This window comes from Virgibacillus sp. L01, from assembly GCF_052246775.1.
Lineage (GTDB): Bacteria > Bacillota > Bacilli > Bacillales > Amphibacillaceae > Lentibacillus.
This window is the reverse complement of record NZ_JBQQCP010000001.1, coordinates 493145-513022: the sequence shown is the minus strand read 5'-3', so window position 1 is coordinate 513022 and position 19878 is coordinate 493145. Positions and strand designations below refer to the sequence as shown.

16 protein-coding genes are annotated in these 19878 nt (G+C 38.1%); 9 read left to right on the top strand and 7 right to left on the bottom strand.

Going from position 1 to position 19878, the window contains the following annotated elements; genetic code table 11:
* The first annotated feature begins 153 nt into the window (after positions 1 to 153).
* A complete protein-coding gene (locus ACTWQM_RS02310; protein ID WP_443256549.1) occupies positions 154 to 1101 on the top strand; it encodes an LCP family glycopolymer transferase in 948 nt (315 codons plus the stop codon).
* Positions 1102 to 1369: 268 nt separating this feature from the next.
* Positions 1370 to 2128, top strand: coding sequence for a transposase (locus ACTWQM_RS02305; protein WP_443256548.1), 759 nt, complete (start codon positions 1370 to 1372; stop codon positions 2126 to 2128).
* A 45-nt stretch (positions 2129 to 2173) separates the two neighbouring features.
* Here ACTWQM_RS02305 and ACTWQM_RS02300 read toward each other — a convergent pair whose 3' ends face one another.
* From ACTWQM_RS02300 to ACTWQM_RS02285, 4 genes are all read right to left on the bottom strand, one after another.
* Complete coding sequence (locus tag ACTWQM_RS02300) at positions 2174 to 3355, bottom strand: cation:proton antiporter (protein WP_443256547.1); 1182 nt, start codon at positions 3353 to 3355, stop codon at positions 2174 to 2176.
* Positions 3356 to 3786: 431 nt separating this feature from the next.
* Positions 3787 to 4158, bottom strand: coding sequence for a carboxymuconolactone decarboxylase family protein (locus ACTWQM_RS02295; protein ID WP_443256546.1), 372 nt, complete (start codon positions 4156 to 4158; stop codon positions 3787 to 3789).
* 1 nt (position 4159) lies between these two features.
* The gene (locus ACTWQM_RS02290) at positions 4160 to 5794 is read right to left on the bottom strand and encodes a thiamine pyrophosphate-binding protein (protein ID WP_443256545.1); all 1635 of its coding nucleotides are present in this window, start codon (positions 5792 to 5794) and stop codon (positions 4160 to 4162) included.
* The gene (locus tag ACTWQM_RS02285; RefSeq protein ID WP_443256544.1) at positions 5791 to 8052 is read right to left on the bottom strand and encodes an EAL domain-containing protein; all 2262 of its coding nucleotides are present in this window, start codon (positions 8050 to 8052) and stop codon (positions 5791 to 5793) included. Before ACTWQM_RS02285 ends, ACTWQM_RS02290 begins: the two co-directional genes overlap by 4 nt.
* 406 nt (positions 8053 to 8458) lie before the next feature.
* On the opposite strand from ACTWQM_RS02285, the gene ACTWQM_RS02280 reads away from it, so the two are divergent.
* Both ACTWQM_RS02280 and ACTWQM_RS02275 read left to right on the top strand, forming a co-directional pair.
* Entirely contained in the window at positions 8459 to 9118 is a 660-nt protein-coding gene (locus ACTWQM_RS02280; RefSeq protein WP_443256543.1) for a hypothetical protein, read from the top strand.
* 115 nt (positions 9119 to 9233) lie between these two features.
* Entirely contained in the window at positions 9234 to 9575 is a 342-nt protein-coding gene (locus tag ACTWQM_RS02275) for an ASCH domain-containing protein (RefSeq protein ID WP_443256542.1), read from the top strand.
* 65 nt (positions 9576 to 9640) lie between these two features.
* Here the strand turns inward: ACTWQM_RS02275 and ACTWQM_RS02270 are convergent, their stop codons facing one another.
* Both ACTWQM_RS02270 and htpX read right to left on the bottom strand, forming a co-directional pair.
* Positions 9641 to 10060: a hypothetical protein gene (locus ACTWQM_RS02270; RefSeq protein ID WP_443256541.1), complete on the bottom strand. Its 420-nt coding sequence runs from the start codon at positions 10058 to 10060 to the stop codon at positions 9641 to 9643.
* A 369-nt stretch (positions 10061 to 10429) separates the two neighbouring features.
* The gene (gene htpX, locus ACTWQM_RS02265; protein ID WP_443256540.1) at positions 10430 to 11344 is read right to left on the bottom strand and encodes a protease HtpX; all 915 of its coding nucleotides are present in this window, start codon (positions 11342 to 11344) and stop codon (positions 10430 to 10432) included.
* 652 nt (positions 11345 to 11996) lie between these two features.
* Here htpX and ACTWQM_RS02260 point away from each other — a divergent pair.
* The 5 genes from ACTWQM_RS02260 (at position 11997) to arcC (ending at position 18411) form a co-directional block, all read left to right on the top strand.
* A complete protein-coding gene (locus ACTWQM_RS02260) occupies positions 11997 to 13337 on the top strand; it encodes a uracil/xanthine transporter (protein ID WP_443256539.1) in 1341 nt (446 codons plus the stop codon).
* Positions 13338 to 13519: 182 nt separating this feature from the next.
* Entirely contained in the window at positions 13520 to 15262 is a 1743-nt protein-coding gene (gene fdrA, locus ACTWQM_RS02255) for an acyl-CoA synthetase FdrA (RefSeq protein WP_443256538.1), read from the top strand.
* Between the two features lie 49 nt (positions 15263 to 15311).
* Positions 15312 to 16574: a DUF1116 domain-containing protein gene (locus ACTWQM_RS02250; RefSeq protein WP_443256537.1), complete on the top strand. Its 1263-nt coding sequence runs from the start codon at positions 15312 to 15314 to the stop codon at positions 16572 to 16574.
* Positions 16575 to 17480 (top strand): DUF2877 domain-containing protein, encoded by a 906-nt coding sequence (locus ACTWQM_RS02245; RefSeq protein ID WP_443256536.1) that lies wholly within the window; start codon positions 16575 to 16577, stop codon positions 17478 to 17480.
* The gene (arcC, locus tag ACTWQM_RS02240) at positions 17473 to 18411 is read left to right on the top strand and encodes a carbamate kinase (RefSeq protein ID WP_443256535.1); all 939 of its coding nucleotides are present in this window, start codon (positions 17473 to 17475) and stop codon (positions 18409 to 18411) included. Before ACTWQM_RS02245 ends, arcC begins: the two co-directional genes overlap by 8 nt.
* Positions 18412 to 19011: 600 nt before the next feature.
* Here arcC and ACTWQM_RS02235 read toward each other — a convergent pair.
* A complete protein-coding gene (locus tag ACTWQM_RS02235; RefSeq protein ID WP_443256534.1) occupies positions 19012 to 19863 on the bottom strand; it encodes an alpha/beta hydrolase in 852 nt (283 codons plus the stop codon).
* Positions 19864 to 19878: the final 15 nt, after the last annotated feature.

Sequence of the window (19878 nt, the reverse complement as noted above, 5' to 3'; positions counted from 1 at the left end):
TAGAGGAGGCAGGGATTAATCTCTGATAATGCTTTTACTGGTATCGTAAACATATGATATCAAAATGTAACTAGTAAACTACCTCTACTGAATGGTATAATGAATGTGTTTTACAATAGAGGATACGAATTTTTCATGGAGAGGTATGTATACATGTCAGAACAAAAGCGTTCCAATAGAAATAAAAAGCCAAGGCGACTTTGGCTTAAAGTTAGTTTAGCAGTTATTTTGATTCTGGGGCTCGGAGTGAGTGCGTATGCTTTTTCCATTTATAATGATGCCAAGGATACTGTAAATGAAAAGATTCATAAGAAAGTTTCATCCATAGATCATGAAATAGGGAAGAAGAAAATTGAGACGCAGGAACCATTGAACATATTGTTGCTGGGTGTTGATAAACGCGCAGGTGACAGTGGCCGTTCAGATGCATTGATGGTTCTTTCGCTTGATCCTAAAAATAATAAGATGAAATTGATTAGTATCCCCCGTGATACGCGAACAACTATTGTTGGGGAAGGCTTTGAGGATAAAATTAATCATGCCTATGCTTTTGGCGGAACGGATATGTCAATTTCTACAGTGGAAAGTATGCTGGATATAAGTTTGGACTACTATGTGCAAATGAATATGGAAGGACTAACTGAAATGGTTGGTGCTGTTGGCGGAATTACTGTTGATAATCAACTGGATTGGTATGATACAGGTTATTACAAAAAAGGGTACCACTATGCCAAAGGTGAGATTTCATTAAATGGGCCACAAGCAATGGGGTATGTCCGTATGCGATATAAGGATCCAAACGGTGACTTCGGCAGAACAAAACGTCAGCGTCAGGTTATTGAAGCCATTATTGATAAAGGTTCCAGCATCGCGTCGGTTAACAAGATTGATAATATGATTGATGTTCTGGGTAAAAATATGGCAACAAACATGGACTTTGACGATATGAAGGACTTGTTATTTAATTACAAGAATGTCAGAAAGAACACAGTCAGTTATATGCTAAAAGGCAGCGGAACTAAAATTGACGGCGTATATTATTACTTAGTTCCAGACGAAGAGATTGCCAAAGTACACGAAATGATAAGTGAAGTGGGATGAGCGGGACAAAGGGGACAGGAACCTTGTCCCGCTTTTCTTTGGCAATTGCTTCTAATCTCTCGTGAATTTCAGATCCCAGCCCCCTTTTTTTAAAATATTACAGAAATTATCTTTCGCTCCTTAACTAGACCTCAATAATTGAATTTTACCTGAAATAAAACTCTATTTTCTATGCCGTATTAGTAGTGAAAATTAAATTCCGCCCAAACATGCGTTCTTGACCATTTCACCTAATTAAATATATGATATTTCTTGAGGTGATTCATTTATGCCAAGAAGCCCAAGGCGGAAAAGTAGCAATGGAATTTATCATATCATGCTGCGAGGAATAAATAAGCAGACAATCTTCGAAAATGATGAGGATAAACTGAGGCTATTAGAAACAATAAAACGATATAAGGATATAAGTAATTTCAAAGTATACTGTTATTGTCTGATGGATAATCATATTCACTTATTAATGAAGGAAACAGACGAGACAATTTCGAAAGTAATCCAACGAATCAGTGCAAGTTATGTATATTGGTACAATACCAAGTATGAACGCTGTGGACATTTGTTCCAGGAACGATTTAAAAGTGAAAATGTAGAAACTGCCCGTTATTTTCTAACAGTTCTCCGATATATTCACCAAAACCCTGTTAAGGCCGGAATAGCAACTAATGTATTTGAATGTAGATGGACAAGCATAGATGAATACTTCCAAAAACCAAAGTTAGTTGATATTGATTTAGGTTTCAACTTATTTTCCCAAGATAGAAATCAAGCCATCCAATTGTTTGCCGAATTTATGCAGGCTACGAATGATGATCATTGTTTAGAGGACCATGTAAAAGTTGGGTTTTCCGATAGCGAAGTAAAGAGTTATTTAGTCAAACTAGGTGTACCAAACAGTAGCACTCTGCAACAAATGAAAAAAGAACAAAGGAATGCTGTAATTTTAGAGCTTAAAGGACTGAATGCGGTGACGATTAGGCAATTATCAAGAATCACAGGCATATCCAAAAGTGTTATTGACCGCATTTGATGAATTGCATGGGGTGGTTGGAAACCGGGACAAGGGACCAGACCCTTATGTCCCTTTGTAGAGTGGATAAATGCCGAGACTCTGGATGACGAGTGATAGTACGACGACGGAAAATGCTAATGAGACTAAATTATCTACACTTTCTGAGCCCATTGTATTAAGACTTAATAATAAAAATATAGACACCGTTCCTCGTACTCCTGACCAGGAAATAAGAAGAGCTTTTTTCCAATCTAGAATATGCTGCCAACCCCTGAATAACTGAATCGTTCCACTAACAATAATAAATCGAACGATAATAGAAAGGCAAAATACAATTATTGCTAACCCCCAATTGGCATGAGCTAAGTAGCTGGTGGCTTCAATACCAATCAATAAAAATACCAGCGTCAATAAGGTGGGTACCACAACATCCCAAAATCCTGCCAATGCTTCACGATAATGGTCTTCTTTAATCGCATGATCAAATTCCCATGATAACATGACACCCGAGGCGACAGTAGCAAGAACACCAGAAAAACCCAAATGTTCCGCGAGTTGAAAACCACCATAAGCAATAATTATACTTAGCATTACTTGATAATCCTTGTGGTGTGTGATATGGATTAATTTACTGAACAGCCAGCCTATTGTTATACCAAGTGCTATACCCCCGAATGATACATAAAAAAATTCTCCTAGGAAATTTGTTAATCTAAACATTTTTTCATGTACATACATACCTGAAAGTACTCCAAATAAAACAATACTTGTACCATCATTAATCATTGATTCTCCATCGACAACATCAGAGATACTTGTATCATTTGCTGATTGTTTCAGAATCGATACAACTGAAACAGGGTCTGTAGGTGTCAGAATAGATGCGACCAATAACGCACCAACGAATGTGATAGGCTGAAATATACCCCCTAAAATATAAATCAGCGTACCTAATAATAAAGCTGTAATAATTAGGCCAACGGTACTGAGCATAGCAATAATTCCCGCATTCTTATGAAGTGCCTTAGCAGAAAATTGGTATGCAGATGTGAACAGCAAACCAGGAAGAAATATATTGTATATCATATGCTCTGTTACCTGGATACTAGAAAAGTACGGGATGAATGATAAGGCTATCCCAATCAGCAGTAAAATAACTGGAACTGGAAAATTTTTTTGCTTTTTGTCAATCGTAAAAATAACATATCCTATACAAAGTAAAATAATAATTATTGTAGTAGACATAGGACCCTCCTCAAAGGATATACTCATACTCGACAACTGGTAAATGTAATTTAAAACCATATTTAGCATGTTCTATTAATAAGTAAAATATTATTCTCCCAAATTTTATGGGTATTTACTTTTACTACTTCTTTTATTTCACTTTAGCGGTAAATTTACACATATGGGGTGGCTATCGAAAAAATACTTTTTATGAAAAGGAGGGTGTGTCTGCGAATTGATAGACTTTAATGTATGGGAAACAGCTATTGGCGGAATTAGACTGGTATGCACTGGAGACCAGTTGTGAGCTGGTTAGCGATAAAATGGAAATATAAAGTAAATCAAGTATACCTGAGAAGGTGAGTTGGTTTGAGTATTACAAAATAACAAGATCGAAGTCCCAGAGATGGTGTGTTTACCTGTGTTGGGCGGGACAAGGGACCTGTCCCTTATGTCCCGTCAAATACTTCGCCGGCGATTCCCATGGCTTGGACGGCTTTGGGGAATCCGGTGTAGGCTGAGCAGTGGATAATAATTTCGGTGATTTCTTCTTTTGTTAGTCCGACTTTGAGAGCAGCCTGCAGATGAACTTTGAGCTGATCAAATGCGCCTTGCGTGATTAGTGCTGTTAGCGTGATGATCTCCTTTTGTGATAGTGATAGTGCTTCTCTTGAATAGGTGTCACCAAACCCAAACGAAACGATCATTTCCCAAAAGTCTGGTGAAATTTGCTTCATGCCTTCCATGCCTTTACGGACTTCTTCTGAAAAGAGTTCCTTCATAACATCCATGCCGGCCTCATAACGTTTGCTGTCTTCCATTTTATTGCCTCCCCATGGTTGGCGGTGTTTCATTCTGATCGACTAAAACTTCCACGACAACCGGTTTTTTGGTTTCTTTTGTAGTATGTAGTGCTTGCTTGATTTGGTCTGTTAAATCAAAGGAATTCTGGCAGGTATACGCTTGTAATCCCATTGATTGAGCAAATAACGCTGCATCTAAAGGTGTTTCATAAACGCCTCCAGTGGATGAACCGGTCATTTTTTTCATACCTTTTTCCACCATATCTAATCTGCCATTATTTAAAACGATGAAAAGTACCGGTGAATCATAATTATATGCTGTAGATATTTCTGTACCATGCATAAACATACAGCCGTCGCCAACTAAACAAACAATCGTTTTGTCAGGAGCAGCTAGTTTTGCCCCAATTGAATAGCCAATTCCATTTCCCATAGCGCCGAAAATGTCATCAAAAAAAAACGTTCCGGGTTTATAAATGTTAAAATTCTGTATTCCGTAGAACGAGTGGCTGCCATCATCTCCAAAGACTATCGTATCATCAGGCAGAGCGTTTCTCATGGCTTTTAATGCTGTGACTGCTGACATTCGTTCATTTGGATGGTTATTTTCCATTTTCTCCGTCTTTATAGGAGTTAAAAACTCAGAACTGTCTTGTTTAGGTATATCTCTTAACATAACGGTTAAATTCGAGCGGATATCCCCAAGAACTGGAGTAGTCGGTACATTGATAGATTTTCCAATAAACGTTGGGTCATAATCAAAATGAATAAGATGTTCTGGATACATTTCCTTTGATAGACCAGGTATGGACATATCACTGAGTTTGGATCCGATTACGATTAATAGGTCTACACCCTGATTAACATAGTCGGTCGCTTCCTCTGTGCCCCCCAATCCGAATGCTCCCAGTGAAAGTTTGTGATTGGAGATAAATGCTCCCTTGCCGCCAGGTGTTGTGATAACAGGTATTTTCCAATGTTCAGCAAGCATCTGAACTTCTTCATATGCTCTGCTTGAATGGACGCCTTTTCCTAAAAATAAAAGCGGACGTTGTGCTGCATCCAATTTTTCAACAACACCGTCAATAGCAGGAGAAATCATTTCGCTTGGGCTTGGTAAACTAAGTTCAAACGGTTCTATTTCTTCTATTAGAATATCAAACGGAATTGATAGATGGACAGGTCCTTTGATACCTGACACGGCTTTTTCCAAAGCATGCTGGAGATAGGACTGCAGCATATCTCCTCTTTCCACCCTGGCACTGAATTTAGTTACGGATTTATACATATCATGTAGATCTGTTCCGAATATGCTTGAATCCTGTCCCATAGCTTTACCGGTATCTTTCATGGATGGATGACCTGTAATAAGCAGCAAAGGCGTATGTGTCGCTTTTGCTTGTCCAGCTGCTGTCAGCAGATTAGTACCTCCAGGACCAGAAGTTCCAAGGGCGACCCCAATCTTCTGGTTCATTATCGAGTAGCCAGCTGCTGCAAACCCACCGCCAGACTCATGCTTACTCAGTACAAACTCTATATCATATTTCCTTAACTCAAATATAATTGGGGAGATAGCTTTACCCGGGATACCGAATAAATGATCAACTCCCCACCTTTTAAAATTTGCAGCTAATACTGATGCAGATGTATTCATATATCTGTTATCCTCTCATTTTTTGACTTAATTTCTCTTTGCAACTGCAGGTAATTTTGTTCGAGTTTTTCAGCTGGAATTGGCTTGCTGAAGAAATACCCCTGTGTTTTATCGCAATCGTATGTTTGCAGGAAGTCAAGCTGTGCTTTTGTTTCAACCCCTTCTGCAATTACCTTCATACTAAGATTGTGCGCTAATGCAATAATTGCTTTTACAATGACAGCATCATTATTATCTTCCATCTCTCCGACAAATGATTTATCGATTTTTATATAATCGATTGGGAAGTCCTTAAGGTATTTCAGAGAGCTGTAGCCAGTACCAAAATCATCAATACTAATACAAATACCAAGAGCTTTTAGCTGTTGCAATACTTTTAGCGAGTAATCATATTCCATTGCCATATACTCAGTTATTTCCACGACTAAATATTTTGGATCCAGTTCTGCTCGCCTCAGAACACTTTCCATAAACTTAACAAGATCCTGAGTCAAAAATTGCTGTGTAGATAGATTGACAGCAATTTTTATTGGCTCCCAGCCATCTTCCTGCCATTTTTTGTTTTGGGTGCATGCTTCACTTATTACCCATTCGCCAATTTGTGTAATTAGACCGCTATCTTCTGCTAACTTTATAAACCTGCCTGGATAAAGTAAACCATGCTTAGGGTGCTGCCAGCGAATTAACGCTTCCAAACCGACTATTTTTCCGGTTTTGTTATCAATTTGAGGTTGATAATGTAATACAAATTCATTATGGTCCAGCGCTTTTCGCAAATCAGCTTCAAGTTGTAACTCCTCAACGGTGTTCACTAATAATTCAGAGGTATAAACCGCATAACGATTTTTACCTTGTGACTTTGCTTGATACATTGCATTATCTGCATATATCATAAGCTGCTCAGGTGTGATCGGATAATCAGGATAAGTTGCAATGCCAATGCTGGCAGTTGTATGTAGTTCGTTTGTTGCAACTTGAAAAGGGGAATTGAACTGGGATAATACCTCCTCAGCCTTTTTAGTGACATAACTGAAATCATCATAGTCCTTAAGCAGGAAAATAAATTCGTCGCCACCCATTCTGGCGAGCACGTCGTTTTCCCCAAGACACATGGACAGCCTCTTGCTTACTTCCGTCAGTAGTATGTCTCCATTTGAATGGCCGAAGTTATCATTAATTATTTTGAATCGGTCAAGATCCAAAAATAATATAGCCAGGTTTCTTTCATGCCCGGACTTAATACTATCTATTAGCGTTTCTACTTCTTTTTTAATATATCGTCTGTTTGACAGATTTGTTAAATCGTCATGGTAGGCTAAGTAATTATATTTTTCCTGCAAAGAATACCGTACAGATATATCTCTGAACTGACCAAATGCACCAACCATTTTCTCTTCTTCATAGATTGGTTGTGCGTCGAATAAACACACAATGCGCTCATCTTGCTGATTTGTAAATTGTATGACTTCATTTTTAAAGATTTTCTCCTGTTCGAGTACCTGTTTAAAATAATCACCCGTCAGTTGCGAATCACAGATGTTTTTTCCTATTACGGAATGTTTACTATTATTTGAGATTTTTTGGGCAAAATCATTAAACTCAGTTGTCATCCCTTTTTCATCTGTTATGACAATACCATTGCTTGTTCTGCTTAACATGATTTGATTCATGATATTAAGTTTTTTATTTTGCTTCCTTAGCAGGAGTTCTCTTTCAATAGAATCTACTGCTTGTGACAGCATCGTCAAAAAGAGCGGATTCTGAAATTGAATCGGCATCATGATTGATACACTGCCAAGTAAATTTTTTTCATCTGTATATTCAAAAGTGTCGCCATAGCATGCTATATTTTGGAGGAACTTGTGGTAATGGTTTTCCCCTATTAAACTTATTGGATGTTTTTGCTGTAATGTTAGACTTACAACATTTGTTCCAGTGTCTTGAAGCGTGAATTGGCTGCCTAATATAATTCCAAACTGTTCAGTGGTAGCCTTTATTGATTCATCGCCATCTATATCCAGGAGGTAGCCATTTGCATCTGAAATGACGACCAATATTGGAGTACCCTCTAATGAATTTAATAGCTTATTTGAAAAGAAACTTACAACAGACAGAATTTCGCTGTAGGATTTTCTTTTTTCTGCTAGTTCATTTTCGGATAAAAATACTTTTGGGCGGGACATCACATCTGGATCCATCCCTCTTTCCTCACACATTTGTTTCGATTCCGTTATAAAGTAGGGTTCATTGTTATGCATTTAATCACTCCGAATTTTTTCAAAAATAACACTTCATTATAAAATAAGAGTCGTAACCTGTCAATTTCAGTAAATGCTTTTAGTGCCGGTATTCAAGCCTCGCAAGTTTATTCAGCGAATACATCTTTCACTACTATTATCGTTTCTGGCAGGAGAAAAGTGTACTCCTATCCAGAAAATATTTATTTTCTTTTTGCGATGCCGCTTTTTTCGCCTAAGTTTCGATTATATGGAGAGTGAATCTTACCGGCTGGTAATTTAAACCTGATTTCCTCTTCATAAAAGTTTTATTTTAGAGGAGATGTGGAAATAATATTACAAAGGATGAGGATTTTGTAATATAAATGAAACATTTGCATATGCTATTTCGTCTATATAGAAAGAACTTAATGGAGAGGGTGTTATTGTGAAACACATTTTAATGATCAGTGCAGCATTTACGTTACTGATCTCAGGTTGTGGTACAGCAGAAGAAAACAGCAGCGGCATAGGAAAATCACCAGAAGATCATCAACAGTCATTGAGTGCGTCTGAGCAGGTTAAGTCTACTGTGCTTTTAGGTGTGAATAGTGGCAGCTCCGGTGATAATGCAAACGAAACAATGAAAAACAACACCTCTGAAAATAAAAATCAAAATGATACTGAATCCGAATCCGATAAAGAGAAAGCCTTTTTAAAGAATCTAGATAACTATAATAATATGTTTGAAAGAATAAAGTCTGATGTGAATTATGACAAATTTAATGAAGAGTATGTTGGATACAAATTTAAAACGATAAAAACGAAAGAGCAGCTTTATAATCAGTTCACGGATTTTATGACAAAAGATATGGCACAAACAATATGGAGTGGCTTTGTTAAAGAAGGGGATGGCAGTCTATATTTGATTCCAAGAGACCTCTATCCAATGTTTAACAAAGATAATCCCTATACAATTAAAAATGTGAACGAAACCACATATAAACTGGTGCAAACACACAAAAGCGAATTACACGGAATATTTGATATGGAATTCGTCTTCACCAAACAAGACGGACAATGGAAAATAAGCAATATTGGGACATAGGGGTCAGGAACCTTGTCCCAGTCGGGCGGTGGGCGAGTGATCCCTTTGCATCTGGAATTATTATTAGCCTTGTAATCTCTTTACGTTTATCCTTAATGAAAGGAGAGGCTACTTAATGACAGAACAAAATAATACTTTACCCACAAAAACATGTACCATTGACAAATTGGTAACAATTGAAGCAGATATAGATAAAGTAATCGATGGTAAAAAAACTGCAACACGACGAAACGGACGTTATGCAGACGTTGGTGAGGTCATGACGCTTAAAGGTCAAGCGTTTATCGTCCGGAATGTCTATGAACAAAAACTTGGGGAAATAACAGATGAACATGCAGTACAGGAAGGCTATCAAGATGCAGAGGGATATAAGAACGCCATCTTATCCATACACCCCGGTATGAAATGGGAACCTAAAATGAAAGTATGGGTTCATGAGTACGAGTTAGCAAAATAATGGGACAGAGGGGACGGGTTTACTGTCCCGGTAAGGGCGGGACGAAAAACCCGTCCCTCTTGTCCCTATTCAATCTTGTGTTTAAAGTTTGTTAGCTTTTCTAGTGTTTGGTTGGATAAGTCTTGAAGCTGTTTTTTGTTGGATGTTTCTTTTTTAGCCATTGCAATTAACGGATAGAGACTTTTCTCGATATTTGTATAATCTTCCGGGTACTCTTTTTCGACTTTCTTTTCAATCCGGTCCCATCTATTTTCAATTTCTTCCCCGAGTTTGTTAATTTCACTGGTGTTCTCTTCCTCTGACGCTGTTATCTTTTTTAATTCTTTTGTCGTGGTAATCACTTCGTTGGTCCCTCTTAAAATATCTTCCTTATTGCTAGGCTCATGCATCCCGCGCATATCAGATTGCTGTTCCGCGTTATTAAACCCGACTAACACGAAGCCGATAATTGAAATAACCCCAATGTAAAGCAAAAATTTTTTCATCGTATTTTACCTCCTTGTTTTTTTTACCTTTCCCAAGATTTACTAGGCTATTCATATATTGCTAAGTATATTATGATAATATAACTATGAAGCGGATCCTCGTTCCGTTATTCGCTTGAAATTTCTCGTTTTGGGCTTAGCTTAGGATCCTCATTCCGCTATTTGTCCTTTTAACCCTCATTTTAGGTTAATTTAGTACCATTAGCGGAACGAGGATCCGCTTCATGCCTGTTGGAGCAGTTTTTCCTGCATTTAGCGGAATGAGGATCCGCATCGCAACCGAGTTTAGATATGCCAACAAAAAAGGGTACAAATCCACGTGGATTTGTACCCTTAATTCATATGCGATTTTATTGATTACCAGTTAAATTAGCGCTGTTCCAATCGTTTAATTCTCTCATCAATATCAGGGTGGGATGAAAAGAGTGCGATTAGACCGCTTTTACCATTTATTTTCATTGTCTGTACGGCTGAATCGTCGGTGCGATCTTTAACACTAGCTCGGCCTACGTTATTTTTCAATGAACGCAGCGCATGGGCCATTTTGTCGCGGCCAGCTAAATCTGCGCCTCCACGGTCGGCATGATATTCCCGGTGACGTGAGTAGGCACTGACGACAATACTTCCAAGAATCGAGAATAGGATTTGGAAAATAATAATCGCCGCGAAACGGACGACAAATTGCATTTCTTCACGCACAAATCGTGATGCGATAATTGCTGCAATCCTTGAGAAAAAGACGACAAACGTGTTAACGATTCCCTGTAATAATGTCATGGTTACCATGTCGCCGTTAGACACGTGGGCTACCTCATGGGCAATGACACCTTCAACCGCTTTATCGTCCAAGTTGTTCAATAGACCAGCTGAAACAGCAACAAGCGACCGTTTCTTGGTAGGACCAGTTGCAAATGCGTTTACTTCGCCAGATTGGTAGATTCCAACCTCAGGCATATGGACTAATCCAGCTGCGCGAGAAAGTCGATGAACCTTTTCAACCACAGCGCGTTCAGCTGCTGATAATTGATCATCTGGATTAAGGACTTTAACTTTCATCATTTTCTTGGCAATCCAGCGTGATATAGCCAGTGAGAAGAACGATCCTATGAAACCTACCAGCAAGCTGAATACCATTAGTGATGTATAATCAATTCCCAAATAACCACTGCTATTTTCAAAAGAACCGCTGATCCCTGTATAAGTTGTAATTAGTGACCAAGCGATTACAATTGTCGTTAAAACCAGGATGTTTGTAATTATAAAAAGTAATATTCGTTTACCCAATTTTCATTTCCCCCATTTCAAGATACACTCGTCTATTTTAACATGGTTAGACAATTATAGAGAAGCGTTTGGATTGTAAAATTTCTGAAGTACGTTGTCGAGAGGGGCCATGTCAGGTTGATTGGTTCCATACGTATTCCATATTGCGTTCCTAAAAGTATTCCTTAGGATATCCGGGGTCATCTGCAACCCTTCGTAATGTCTCTTTTCACCGTTTTTAACAACGACTAAATTCAATCTCTTCATATCAACAACCCTTTCCGAAAAGAGTCGCATTAAAACCTTAAATTAATCTATAGATGTGATTTTTAGCTTATGTGCCAAAATAGACAAAAAACAACATGCTATTTAGTTACTTTGGATAATGACTTAGGCTGTTTTATCCTATAAACTAGAGATTGTGAATTAAGATATTCAAATACTTATTCTGCGTATTGAGAGTTATTGTTTTGTTTAACATCTCTTTGGGGAGGGATAATAGCATCAAAAAATAATAGTCCCTGGCTGCTTGCAATAATGGTACCTGGGAGATGGAAATCCTCGACGGAAGACAGCTTTATTCGTTAACAATACTGTCTGTATTTTTTTTGTATGATACCAAATACTAATTAAATACTTACTACACATTTTACTAGAAAGATGAAGTGATACGATGAAAAATGAATTAAGAAGTATGGAGAATTGGCTCGGCGGACTTCAATGGTTAATGTATATTTTCGTTAACACCGTTGTCGTTCCGATTACTATTGGAGCTGCTTTTGATTTGAGTCAAGCTCAAATTGTAAGCACAATGCAATTCTCCTTCATATTAGGTGGAGTTGCTTGTTTACTGCAAGTAATTATCGGACATAGAAGACCAATCATGGATGGTCCTTCAGGGCTATGGTGGGGTGTAATTATTTCCCTGTCATCCGTGTCAGCCGCACAAGGAATTCCGATCTCGGTAGTAGGCGGAAGCATTGCGGTAGGTGTTATTATTTCAGGAATACTAATCATTCTCGTTGGTGTTACTGGTTTTGGGTACTATTTAGAGAAACTGTTTAAACCGAGCGTAATGGGAGTATTCATGCTCTTGTTCGGCGTTTCCTTATGTATTAAATTCTTTAAAGGAATGGTTGGAATTCCATTTGGCGGCCAAGCTGGTGACATTGCCATAAAGATTGGGCCAAGTATTTTATCGATTGGAATTGCAGCACTAGTACTGTTCTTAACTGTTAAAGCGAAAAAGAAAATTGCTCAATATTCCATGTTAATCGGTATTATTGTTGGATGGCCGCTATTTACCTTGCTGTTCGATTCTGAAAGTCAGTTGGGTGGCGGTGGTGTTCCATCATCATTGGAAATATTCTGGTTCCCGACAGGTTCTCCGGATTGGAACCTTGGAATAATTGTAACGGTAGTTGTAACGGGGATTCTTAACTTATCGAAGCAATATGGCTCAATTAAAGGTACAGATATCATTTATACAGAAAGCCCTTCAACGAGTAAAGATTACCGTAATTCTTTCAGTATCACAGGTGTTATGACAATAGTATCAGGGTTACTAGGATTAGTGCCTTATTCACCATTTGTATCATCCATTGGGTTTATTCAACAAACCAGAATTTTTGATCGGATGCCTTTTATATTTGGTTCAGTTATGTTCTTTATAATGGGACTGATTCCTCAAGTTGGATACTTCTTCACGTTGCTTCCATTAAGTATTGGTTGTGCGGTTCTGTTTGTATCTTATGTGGCGTTGTTTGGTTCAGCATGGGATTGGTTGAGTCAAGTATCATTTAACAACACGAATATATATCGTGCAGCTATGCCGGCATTTATTGGATTAGTACTGATGGCTCTGCCAAGTGAATCATTCGCAAGTTTACCTGATTATTTACAGCCATTGCTTTCAAGCGGACTATTAATGGGGACAATAATCTCCATTCTGTTTGAAAATCTAGTAGATTGGGATAAGGTAGGTGCTGCCAAAGAAGTATTTAGCAGAGAATAGCTTTTTACTTTTTAGCAGGTAAGAAGGTTTAAATCCTTTCTTACTGCATAAATGCAACGAAGGCTTATCTATATCATGGCATGGCGACAAGCTAAGTTTTCAATGCTTTTGTTAGTTTGAATGTGTACTGTGCATTCAGGTTAATTTATAGGTGAAAACAAAAACTATATTGAGGTGAGGATATGTTATATACAATTATTAATAAAAATTCGTATCAAGATTCAATCAACTTAATGTTGTTGACAAACGAATTGTTAACAATTGAAGGTGTTAATAAAGTCCAGGTAATGATGGCTACACCTTCAAACAAAGATCTTTTCAAGGATGCAGGTCTTTACACAGATGAACTGGAAGAAGCAGAATCAAGTGACATGGCGATCGTGGTTGATACAGAAAGCGACGATAAAGTAAAAGAAGTAAATGACAGAACGGAACAATATTTGAAAGACCAATCTATTAGCGCGGGGGCAGAGTCATTCCAAACTGTCCGTACTTGGAATAAGGCTTTAGAAACATTGCCAAAAGCAAACGTTGCGCTTATCTCTGTGCCAGGTGAATATGCTGCTGAAGAAGGGGAAAAAGCTTTAGACAATGATCTGCATGTATTCATGTTCAGTGATAACGTTCCAATGGAAGATGAAGCAAGATTGAAACAAAAAGCGAATGAAAAAGGTCTGCTATTTATGGGACCGGATTGTGGTACAGGAATTTTAGATGGTGTTCCTATGGCATTTGCTAATAAAGTAAATCAAGGCCAAATCGGAATCGTTGGAGCTTCTGGTACAGGAATTCAGGAAGTTTCTGCAATTATTGATCGTCTTGGCGAGGGAGTAAGCCATGCAATTGGTACTGGCGGACGTGACCTGAAAGATCCAATCGGAGCAACTACGATGATGGATGGAATTAAAGCACTGGAAAATCACCCGCAAACAGACGTGATTGCTATCATTTCCAAGCCGCCTGCAAAAGAGGTTAGAGATAAAGTTGTTGATTTGCTGCACAGTGTAAGTAAGCCTGTAGTAGCTATTTTCCTAGGCGAAAAACCAACACAACATGAAGGTAACGTACATCATGCGTATACCTTAGCTGAAACGGCTCATATTGCTGTGGATTTATTACATGGCGATGAAATCCGTCAAGATAACTATGTTGGTGATTATAAGATTGAAGGTTCTGAGCTAAAAGAAAATCAACATGCAATAAAAGGGCTATACTCTGGTGGTACGCTTGCATCAGAAGCAGCAGTGTTACTTTCAGATGCATTAGGACTTGGATCAGAAATTACAAACGAAGAAGGTTATGTATTCCGTAAAGACGGACATGAGATTGTTGACCTTGGTGATGATAACTATACACAAGGTAAGCCACACCCAATGATTGACCCTGAAACTCGTGCTGATTTTATCGCGAAAGCTGCAAAAGACGAACAAACTGCTGTTATCCTGCTTGATTTCGTTTTAGGGTACGGTTCACATGATGATATGGCAAGTGCGCTGCTTCCTGCAATTAAAGATGGAATGGCACATGCGAAATCTGAAGGCAGAGAGCTTTATATTGTAGCTTCTGTGTGCGGTACAAAGAATGACCCTCAAGACTATCAAGGACATATTTCACGACTTAAAGAAGCTGGAATTATTGTGAAAGATAATAATGATGAAGCAGTTCGCGCAGCATTAGACATTATCGGACTTGAAGTTAATGATGTAGCAAAAGAACATAAAGAAGCAGACAAAACAAACAACGATCTTTCCATTTCTGAAAACATAGCAAGTCTGGTTAATAACCGCCCAAGTATCATTAATGTTGGTTTGAAGAGCTTTACAGATGCAATCGTTTCTAACAATGTTCCGGTTGTGCAATATGATTGGAGACCAATAGCAGGCGGAAATCCAAGAATGAGAAAAATCCTTAGTCTTTTAAAATAATTAATACAAATGATAATTATTTTTCATTTTATTCGAGGAGGAAATTAAGATGAAATACAATTCAATTGATGAAGCAAACAGAGCCGTCATTGATAAAGTTTCTGGATCATCCCCATTTTTAATTGATGTTGTACCAGCAAAAGAAAAAATCAAGGAATTTAATGATCGGAAGCTTTTATTACATGCTGGTCCGCCTATTAAATGGGAAAACATGACCGGCCCGATGCAAGGTTCGTGTATTGGCGCAGCTTTATTCGAAGGCTGGGCCGATGGTGAAAAAGAAGCAGAAAAAATGCTTGCAAACGGTGAGGTTGAATTTATGCCTTGTCATCATGTCCGTGCAGTAGGACCGATGGGTGGAATTACTTCAGCAAACATGCCTGTACTTGTTGTTGAAAACCGTTCGGAAGGCAATGAAGCATATTGTACAATGAACGAAGGCATTGGTAAGGTATTGCGTTTCGGTGCGTATTCAGATGAAGTTGTTACTCGCCTGCAATGGATGAAAGATGTCTTGGGGCCAACAATCGCAAAAGCAGTAAAATTAACCCCGGATGGACTTAATGTGAACGTATTAATCGCTAAAGCAATTACAATGGGTGACGAATTCCACCAACGTAATATTGCAGCGTCACTTATTTTCTTAAAAGAGATTACTCCATATATCATGCAAGTAGATATGGATGAGCAAGACCGTCGAGAAGTCGTGCAATTTTTAGCTGATACAGATCAATTTTTCCTAAATATTATGATGGCTTCTGCAAAGGCTGTTATGGATGGGGCAAGAACAATTGAAGAAGGCACAGTTGTTACAGCAATTTGCCGTAACGGTGAAAACATAGGTATCCGTATTAGCGGCATGGGTGATGAATGGTTCACTGCACCGGTTAACACACCTAAAGGATTATATTTCACTGGATATTCACAAGAGGATGCAAACCCTGACATTGGTGATAGTGCCATTACAGAAGTATTCGGTGTTGGAGCGATGGCAATGATTGCTGCTCCTGGTGTTACTCGTTTCGTAGGCTCCGGTGGCTTTAATGATGCATTAGAAACAAGTAATGAAATGGCTGAAATTTGTATTGATCATAATGGTAACTTTGCAATTCCTACATGGGATTTTAAAGGAACAACATTAGGAATCGATTCACGTAAAGTCGTTGAAACTGGTATTGAACCTGTTATTAACACTGGTATCGCACACAAAAAAGCTGGAGTTGGCCAAATTGGTGCTGGTACTGTTCGCGCACCAAGAGAATGTTTTGAAAAAGCAATTGAAGCATATGCAATTAAATTAGGCTTGATCTAAATGAGCGAAAAATCTCAGTATAAGGTAGAGGAATATAATTGTAATATTCCTCTCCTTTTTTCGGAGTTTAATAAAGGTCATGTTCATAGTAAATTCAATAATGGGTTTAACTTGCAAATAGGAAACAATCTTGTTTTTATCGGCAGCAATCGAGGAGGACGACTTCCGTTTTCGTTACTATTATCAATTGATGACGTTCGTGATTTATTATCTGCAATCAATGTGAATGATCCAGTTGTTTGGGATAATACGAAGGGAATATTAGCAATTAGTGAAAGTTGTGATATCGTGCTTTTAGAAGGAGAACCTTATGATAACAAACTGGATGTGACTCCTGGGAGTGAGCAAAAATTAGTGAACAGCCTCGAAACTTTCCTGCTTACAATGTCAGCAAATGATGAACCAACTGGAATAAACCTCGATATCAATGATTTTATGGAGCATTATGTAACATATCAGGATAAGACTGGAAATCAATATGATGTTTATTATGAACTGATGGACAGCCTATATATTTCAGATGAAACAGAAATTGAAAGCATACTTCGTCATTTTCTTGGAAGAGGAAAAGGCGGAACACCGGCAGGAGATGACCATATTATTGGTCTGATGGCAATTCACGCTGTTTCTCAAGCGTGGACACCATTGTTTCCGGATGTTCTTTCGCGATTGATTGAAAATGAAAAGATAACGACAGATGTAAGTATTGAGTATTTAAAATACGCATTAAATAATCAGTTTGGATCACCAGTTATTGAGTTGATTCAATCGATGATAAATGGAAATGAACAAGATATTCAAGAAAAGATAGTTAATTTGTTGTCAATGGGTCACAGTTCTGGTCTAGATACTACATTTGGCATTTTGCTGGGTCTTTTGGCAATAAGGAGGAAAATTAATGGGTGAAAAAATAGTTGTAGCATTAGGTGGGAATGCAATTCTGCAACCTAATCAAGAGGCAACATTTGAGATTCAAAATGAAAATGTACGAAAAAGTGCTGAAGTAATTGCAGGTATCATTAACAATGGTCACACTGTAGCTGTTACGCATGGTAATGGTCCACAGGTAGGTAATATTTTAAGGCAAAATGAAGAAGCGAAGCATGTTGTTCCAGCATTGCCATTAGAAGTTTGCAGTGCAGAATCTCAAGGATTTATCGGATATATGTTCGAGCAAAACTTAAGAAATGAGTTACTTAAAATAAATAATGAAACGCCAGTTGTTGTTACGTTAACGCAAACAGAAGTATCAAGTGATGATCCTGATTTTCAAGATCCTTCCAAGCCAATTGGTGTATTCTATAGTGAAGAAGAAGCCAATAGACTGGCTGAAGAAAAAGGTTGGGTTGTTAAAGAAGATGCTGGAAGAGGTTATAGACGTGTCGTGCCTTCACCTGAACCTAAAACCATTCTTGGCTCCAATGCAATCAGTCAATTAACGGATGCTGGATCAATTGTAGTTGCCAGTGGCGGTGGCGGCGTGCCAGTTGTGAAACAAAAAAATGGTACGTTCAAAGGGATTGACGCAGTAATCGATAAAGACCGAAGCGGTTTCAAATTGGCTGAAGAAATTAAGGCAGACGTATTTATGATTTTAACTGATGTAGAGCATGTTTTTGTTAACTATGGTAAGCCAAATCAAAAAGCACTAACTGAAATTACTTTGTCTGAAGCGAAAGGATATGTCGAAGAAGGGCAATTCTCTGCAGGTAGTATGGGACCTAAAATGGAAGCTGCAATTAATTTTGCTGAATCAGGTGGAAGAGCAGTTATCTGTTCTCTTGATAAAGCTAAAGAGGCGATAGAAGGAAAATCAGGTACGCATATAGTTGGATAATCTTAAGGCAGAAGTTTAAAGCTTCACGATAAGCCGAATTAAAAAATTGCATACTTGAACAAGGCGATAAAAAAGATGAGGTTTATTTAATTTACCTCATCTTTTTTATTACTACTTTCGCAATCTAGACATAAACTGCGACGTACTTTTTATGAAGTTGGAGTGCTATTAAGTCGCTCCGGAAATACACTTCGCGCACCTAGGGCGGCTGATGAGCCTCCTTGCTCCTACGTCGCTGCGAAGTCTCATCTAGGCCTCAGCTCCCACAGGAGTCTACGTGTATTTCCTCCGCTGGATTGTGTATTACAATTTTAAAATAAACAACTGTTATTGGATGGACAAAATAGACTTAAATTATTTAAATTAGCAACTCCAAGAAACGCGCAGTTCTTTATAATTCCAACTGCAGACAAATACTTACTTTCACCGATCCGGATACCAAGGCGGCATTTACTCAAGCTTACAAACGAATAATTGATTGTTCGTCAATTCAAAGTTGATTGGTACGGAAAACGTCTTGCACCTGCAGTGGATATCAACTTGCTTAGCACTGTTACAAATATTGCTTTATTATTGGATTATCAAATTTATCAAACAAAATTATACGTCTTTAAGAAATTGCAATACATTGTCAAATGCAGCTTTGACAGCAGGATCGCTCATATTTTCATCAAATTGATGCTTTCCATTAGGAATCGTGATCAACTTATTTTTTACTTGATGTTCATCCAATGCCTTTTGCATGTTAACAGATTCCTCAAGTGGCACATCTTCATCCGCATCACCGTGTAACAGTAATGTTGGCGGATATTCTTGATCCACGAGGTTTACAGGGCAATATTGTGTTAAATCTGTAGTGGATGGATTTGTTACATATTCCGGCCAAACCCCTTGCTGGCGACAATACAAGTAAATTGCATACCGTGCTGTTATTGGCGCTTCTGCTGTTTCAGTTTTTTGAATAAGCTGCTTTGCCAGGGATTCATTTACTTTTGGCATTTTGTTGAAATAATCACTTGGAGTGCTGTACCAATCACCAAGAATATTGCCATATCCATAGAAGGAAATAATCGCATCCGGTCTGTTCTCAAAAGTACCGGACATTAAAGCGAGATAGCCTCCAGCAGAATTACCCATGACAATGACTTTGTTATGGTCAAAATCAAGATGCTGTGGTAATTCTTCTTTAACCCAAACGAGACTGTCTTGAATATCGTTTATAATTTTAGGTATCTTTGTTTCTGGTGCTAAGCGATAGGCGATTGATAGCACATGATAACCGTTATCATTAAACAGTTCAACTTGTTCTTTATTGATATCATTTTGAGTTCCCCAAATCAAGCCACCACCATGAATATACAGGATTAATGGTGCAGCCTCTTGAGTTGTAGGGAAAAGTTCTGCTTTGATTTCAAGATTGTTTAGTTGTTTATAGGTATAGGTTGTTGACATTTCATTACCTCCACT

What these genes read in the sequence shown, in the direction of transcription:
- ACTWQM_RS02310 (WP_443256549.1), top strand. Translation starts at nt 154, where the DNA reads ATGTCAGAACAAAAGCGTTCCAATAGAAATAAAAAGCCAAGGCGACTT.
- ACTWQM_RS02305 (WP_443256548.1), top strand. Translation starts at nt 1,370, where the DNA reads ATGCCAAGAAGCCCAAGGCGGAAAAGTAGCAATGGAATTTATCATATC.
- ACTWQM_RS02300 (WP_443256547.1), bottom strand. Translation starts at nt 3,355, where the DNA reads ATGTCTACTACAATAATTATTATTTTACTTTGTATAGGATATGTTATT.
- ACTWQM_RS02295 (WP_443256546.1), bottom strand. Translation starts at nt 4,158, where the DNA reads ATGGAAGACAGCAAACGTTATGAGGCCGGCATGGATGTTATGAAGGAA.
- ACTWQM_RS02290 (WP_443256545.1), bottom strand. Translation starts at nt 5,794, where the DNA reads ATGAATACATCTGCATCAGTATTAGCTGCAAATTTTAAAAGGTGGGGA.
- ACTWQM_RS02285 (WP_443256544.1), bottom strand. Translation starts at nt 8,052, where the DNA reads ATGCATAACAATGAACCCTACTTTATAACGGAATCGAAACAAATGTGT.
- ACTWQM_RS02275 (WP_443256542.1), top strand. Translation starts at nt 9,234, where the DNA reads ATGACAGAACAAAATAATACTTTACCCACAAAAACATGTACCATTGAC.
- ACTWQM_RS02270 (WP_443256541.1), bottom strand. Translation starts at nt 10,060, where the DNA reads ATGAAAAAATTTTTGCTTTACATTGGGGTTATTTCAATTATCGGCTTC.
- ACTWQM_RS02260 (WP_443256539.1), top strand. Translation starts at nt 11,997, where the DNA reads ATGAAAAATGAATTAAGAAGTATGGAGAATTGGCTCGGCGGACTTCAA.
- fdrA (WP_443256538.1), top strand. Translation starts at nt 13,520, where the DNA reads ATGTTATATACAATTATTAATAAAAATTCGTATCAAGATTCAATCAAC.
- ACTWQM_RS02250 (WP_443256537.1), top strand. Translation starts at nt 15,312, where the DNA reads ATGAAATACAATTCAATTGATGAAGCAAACAGAGCCGTCATTGATAAA.
- ACTWQM_RS02245 (WP_443256536.1), top strand. Translation starts at nt 16,575, where the DNA reads ATGAGCGAAAAATCTCAGTATAAGGTAGAGGAATATAATTGTAATATT.
- arcC (WP_443256535.1), top strand. Translation starts at nt 17,473, where the DNA reads ATGGGTGAAAAAATAGTTGTAGCATTAGGTGGGAATGCAATTCTGCAA.
- ACTWQM_RS02235 (WP_443256534.1), bottom strand. Translation starts at nt 19,863, where the DNA reads ATGTCAACAACCTATACCTATAAACAACTAAACAATCTTGAAATCAAA.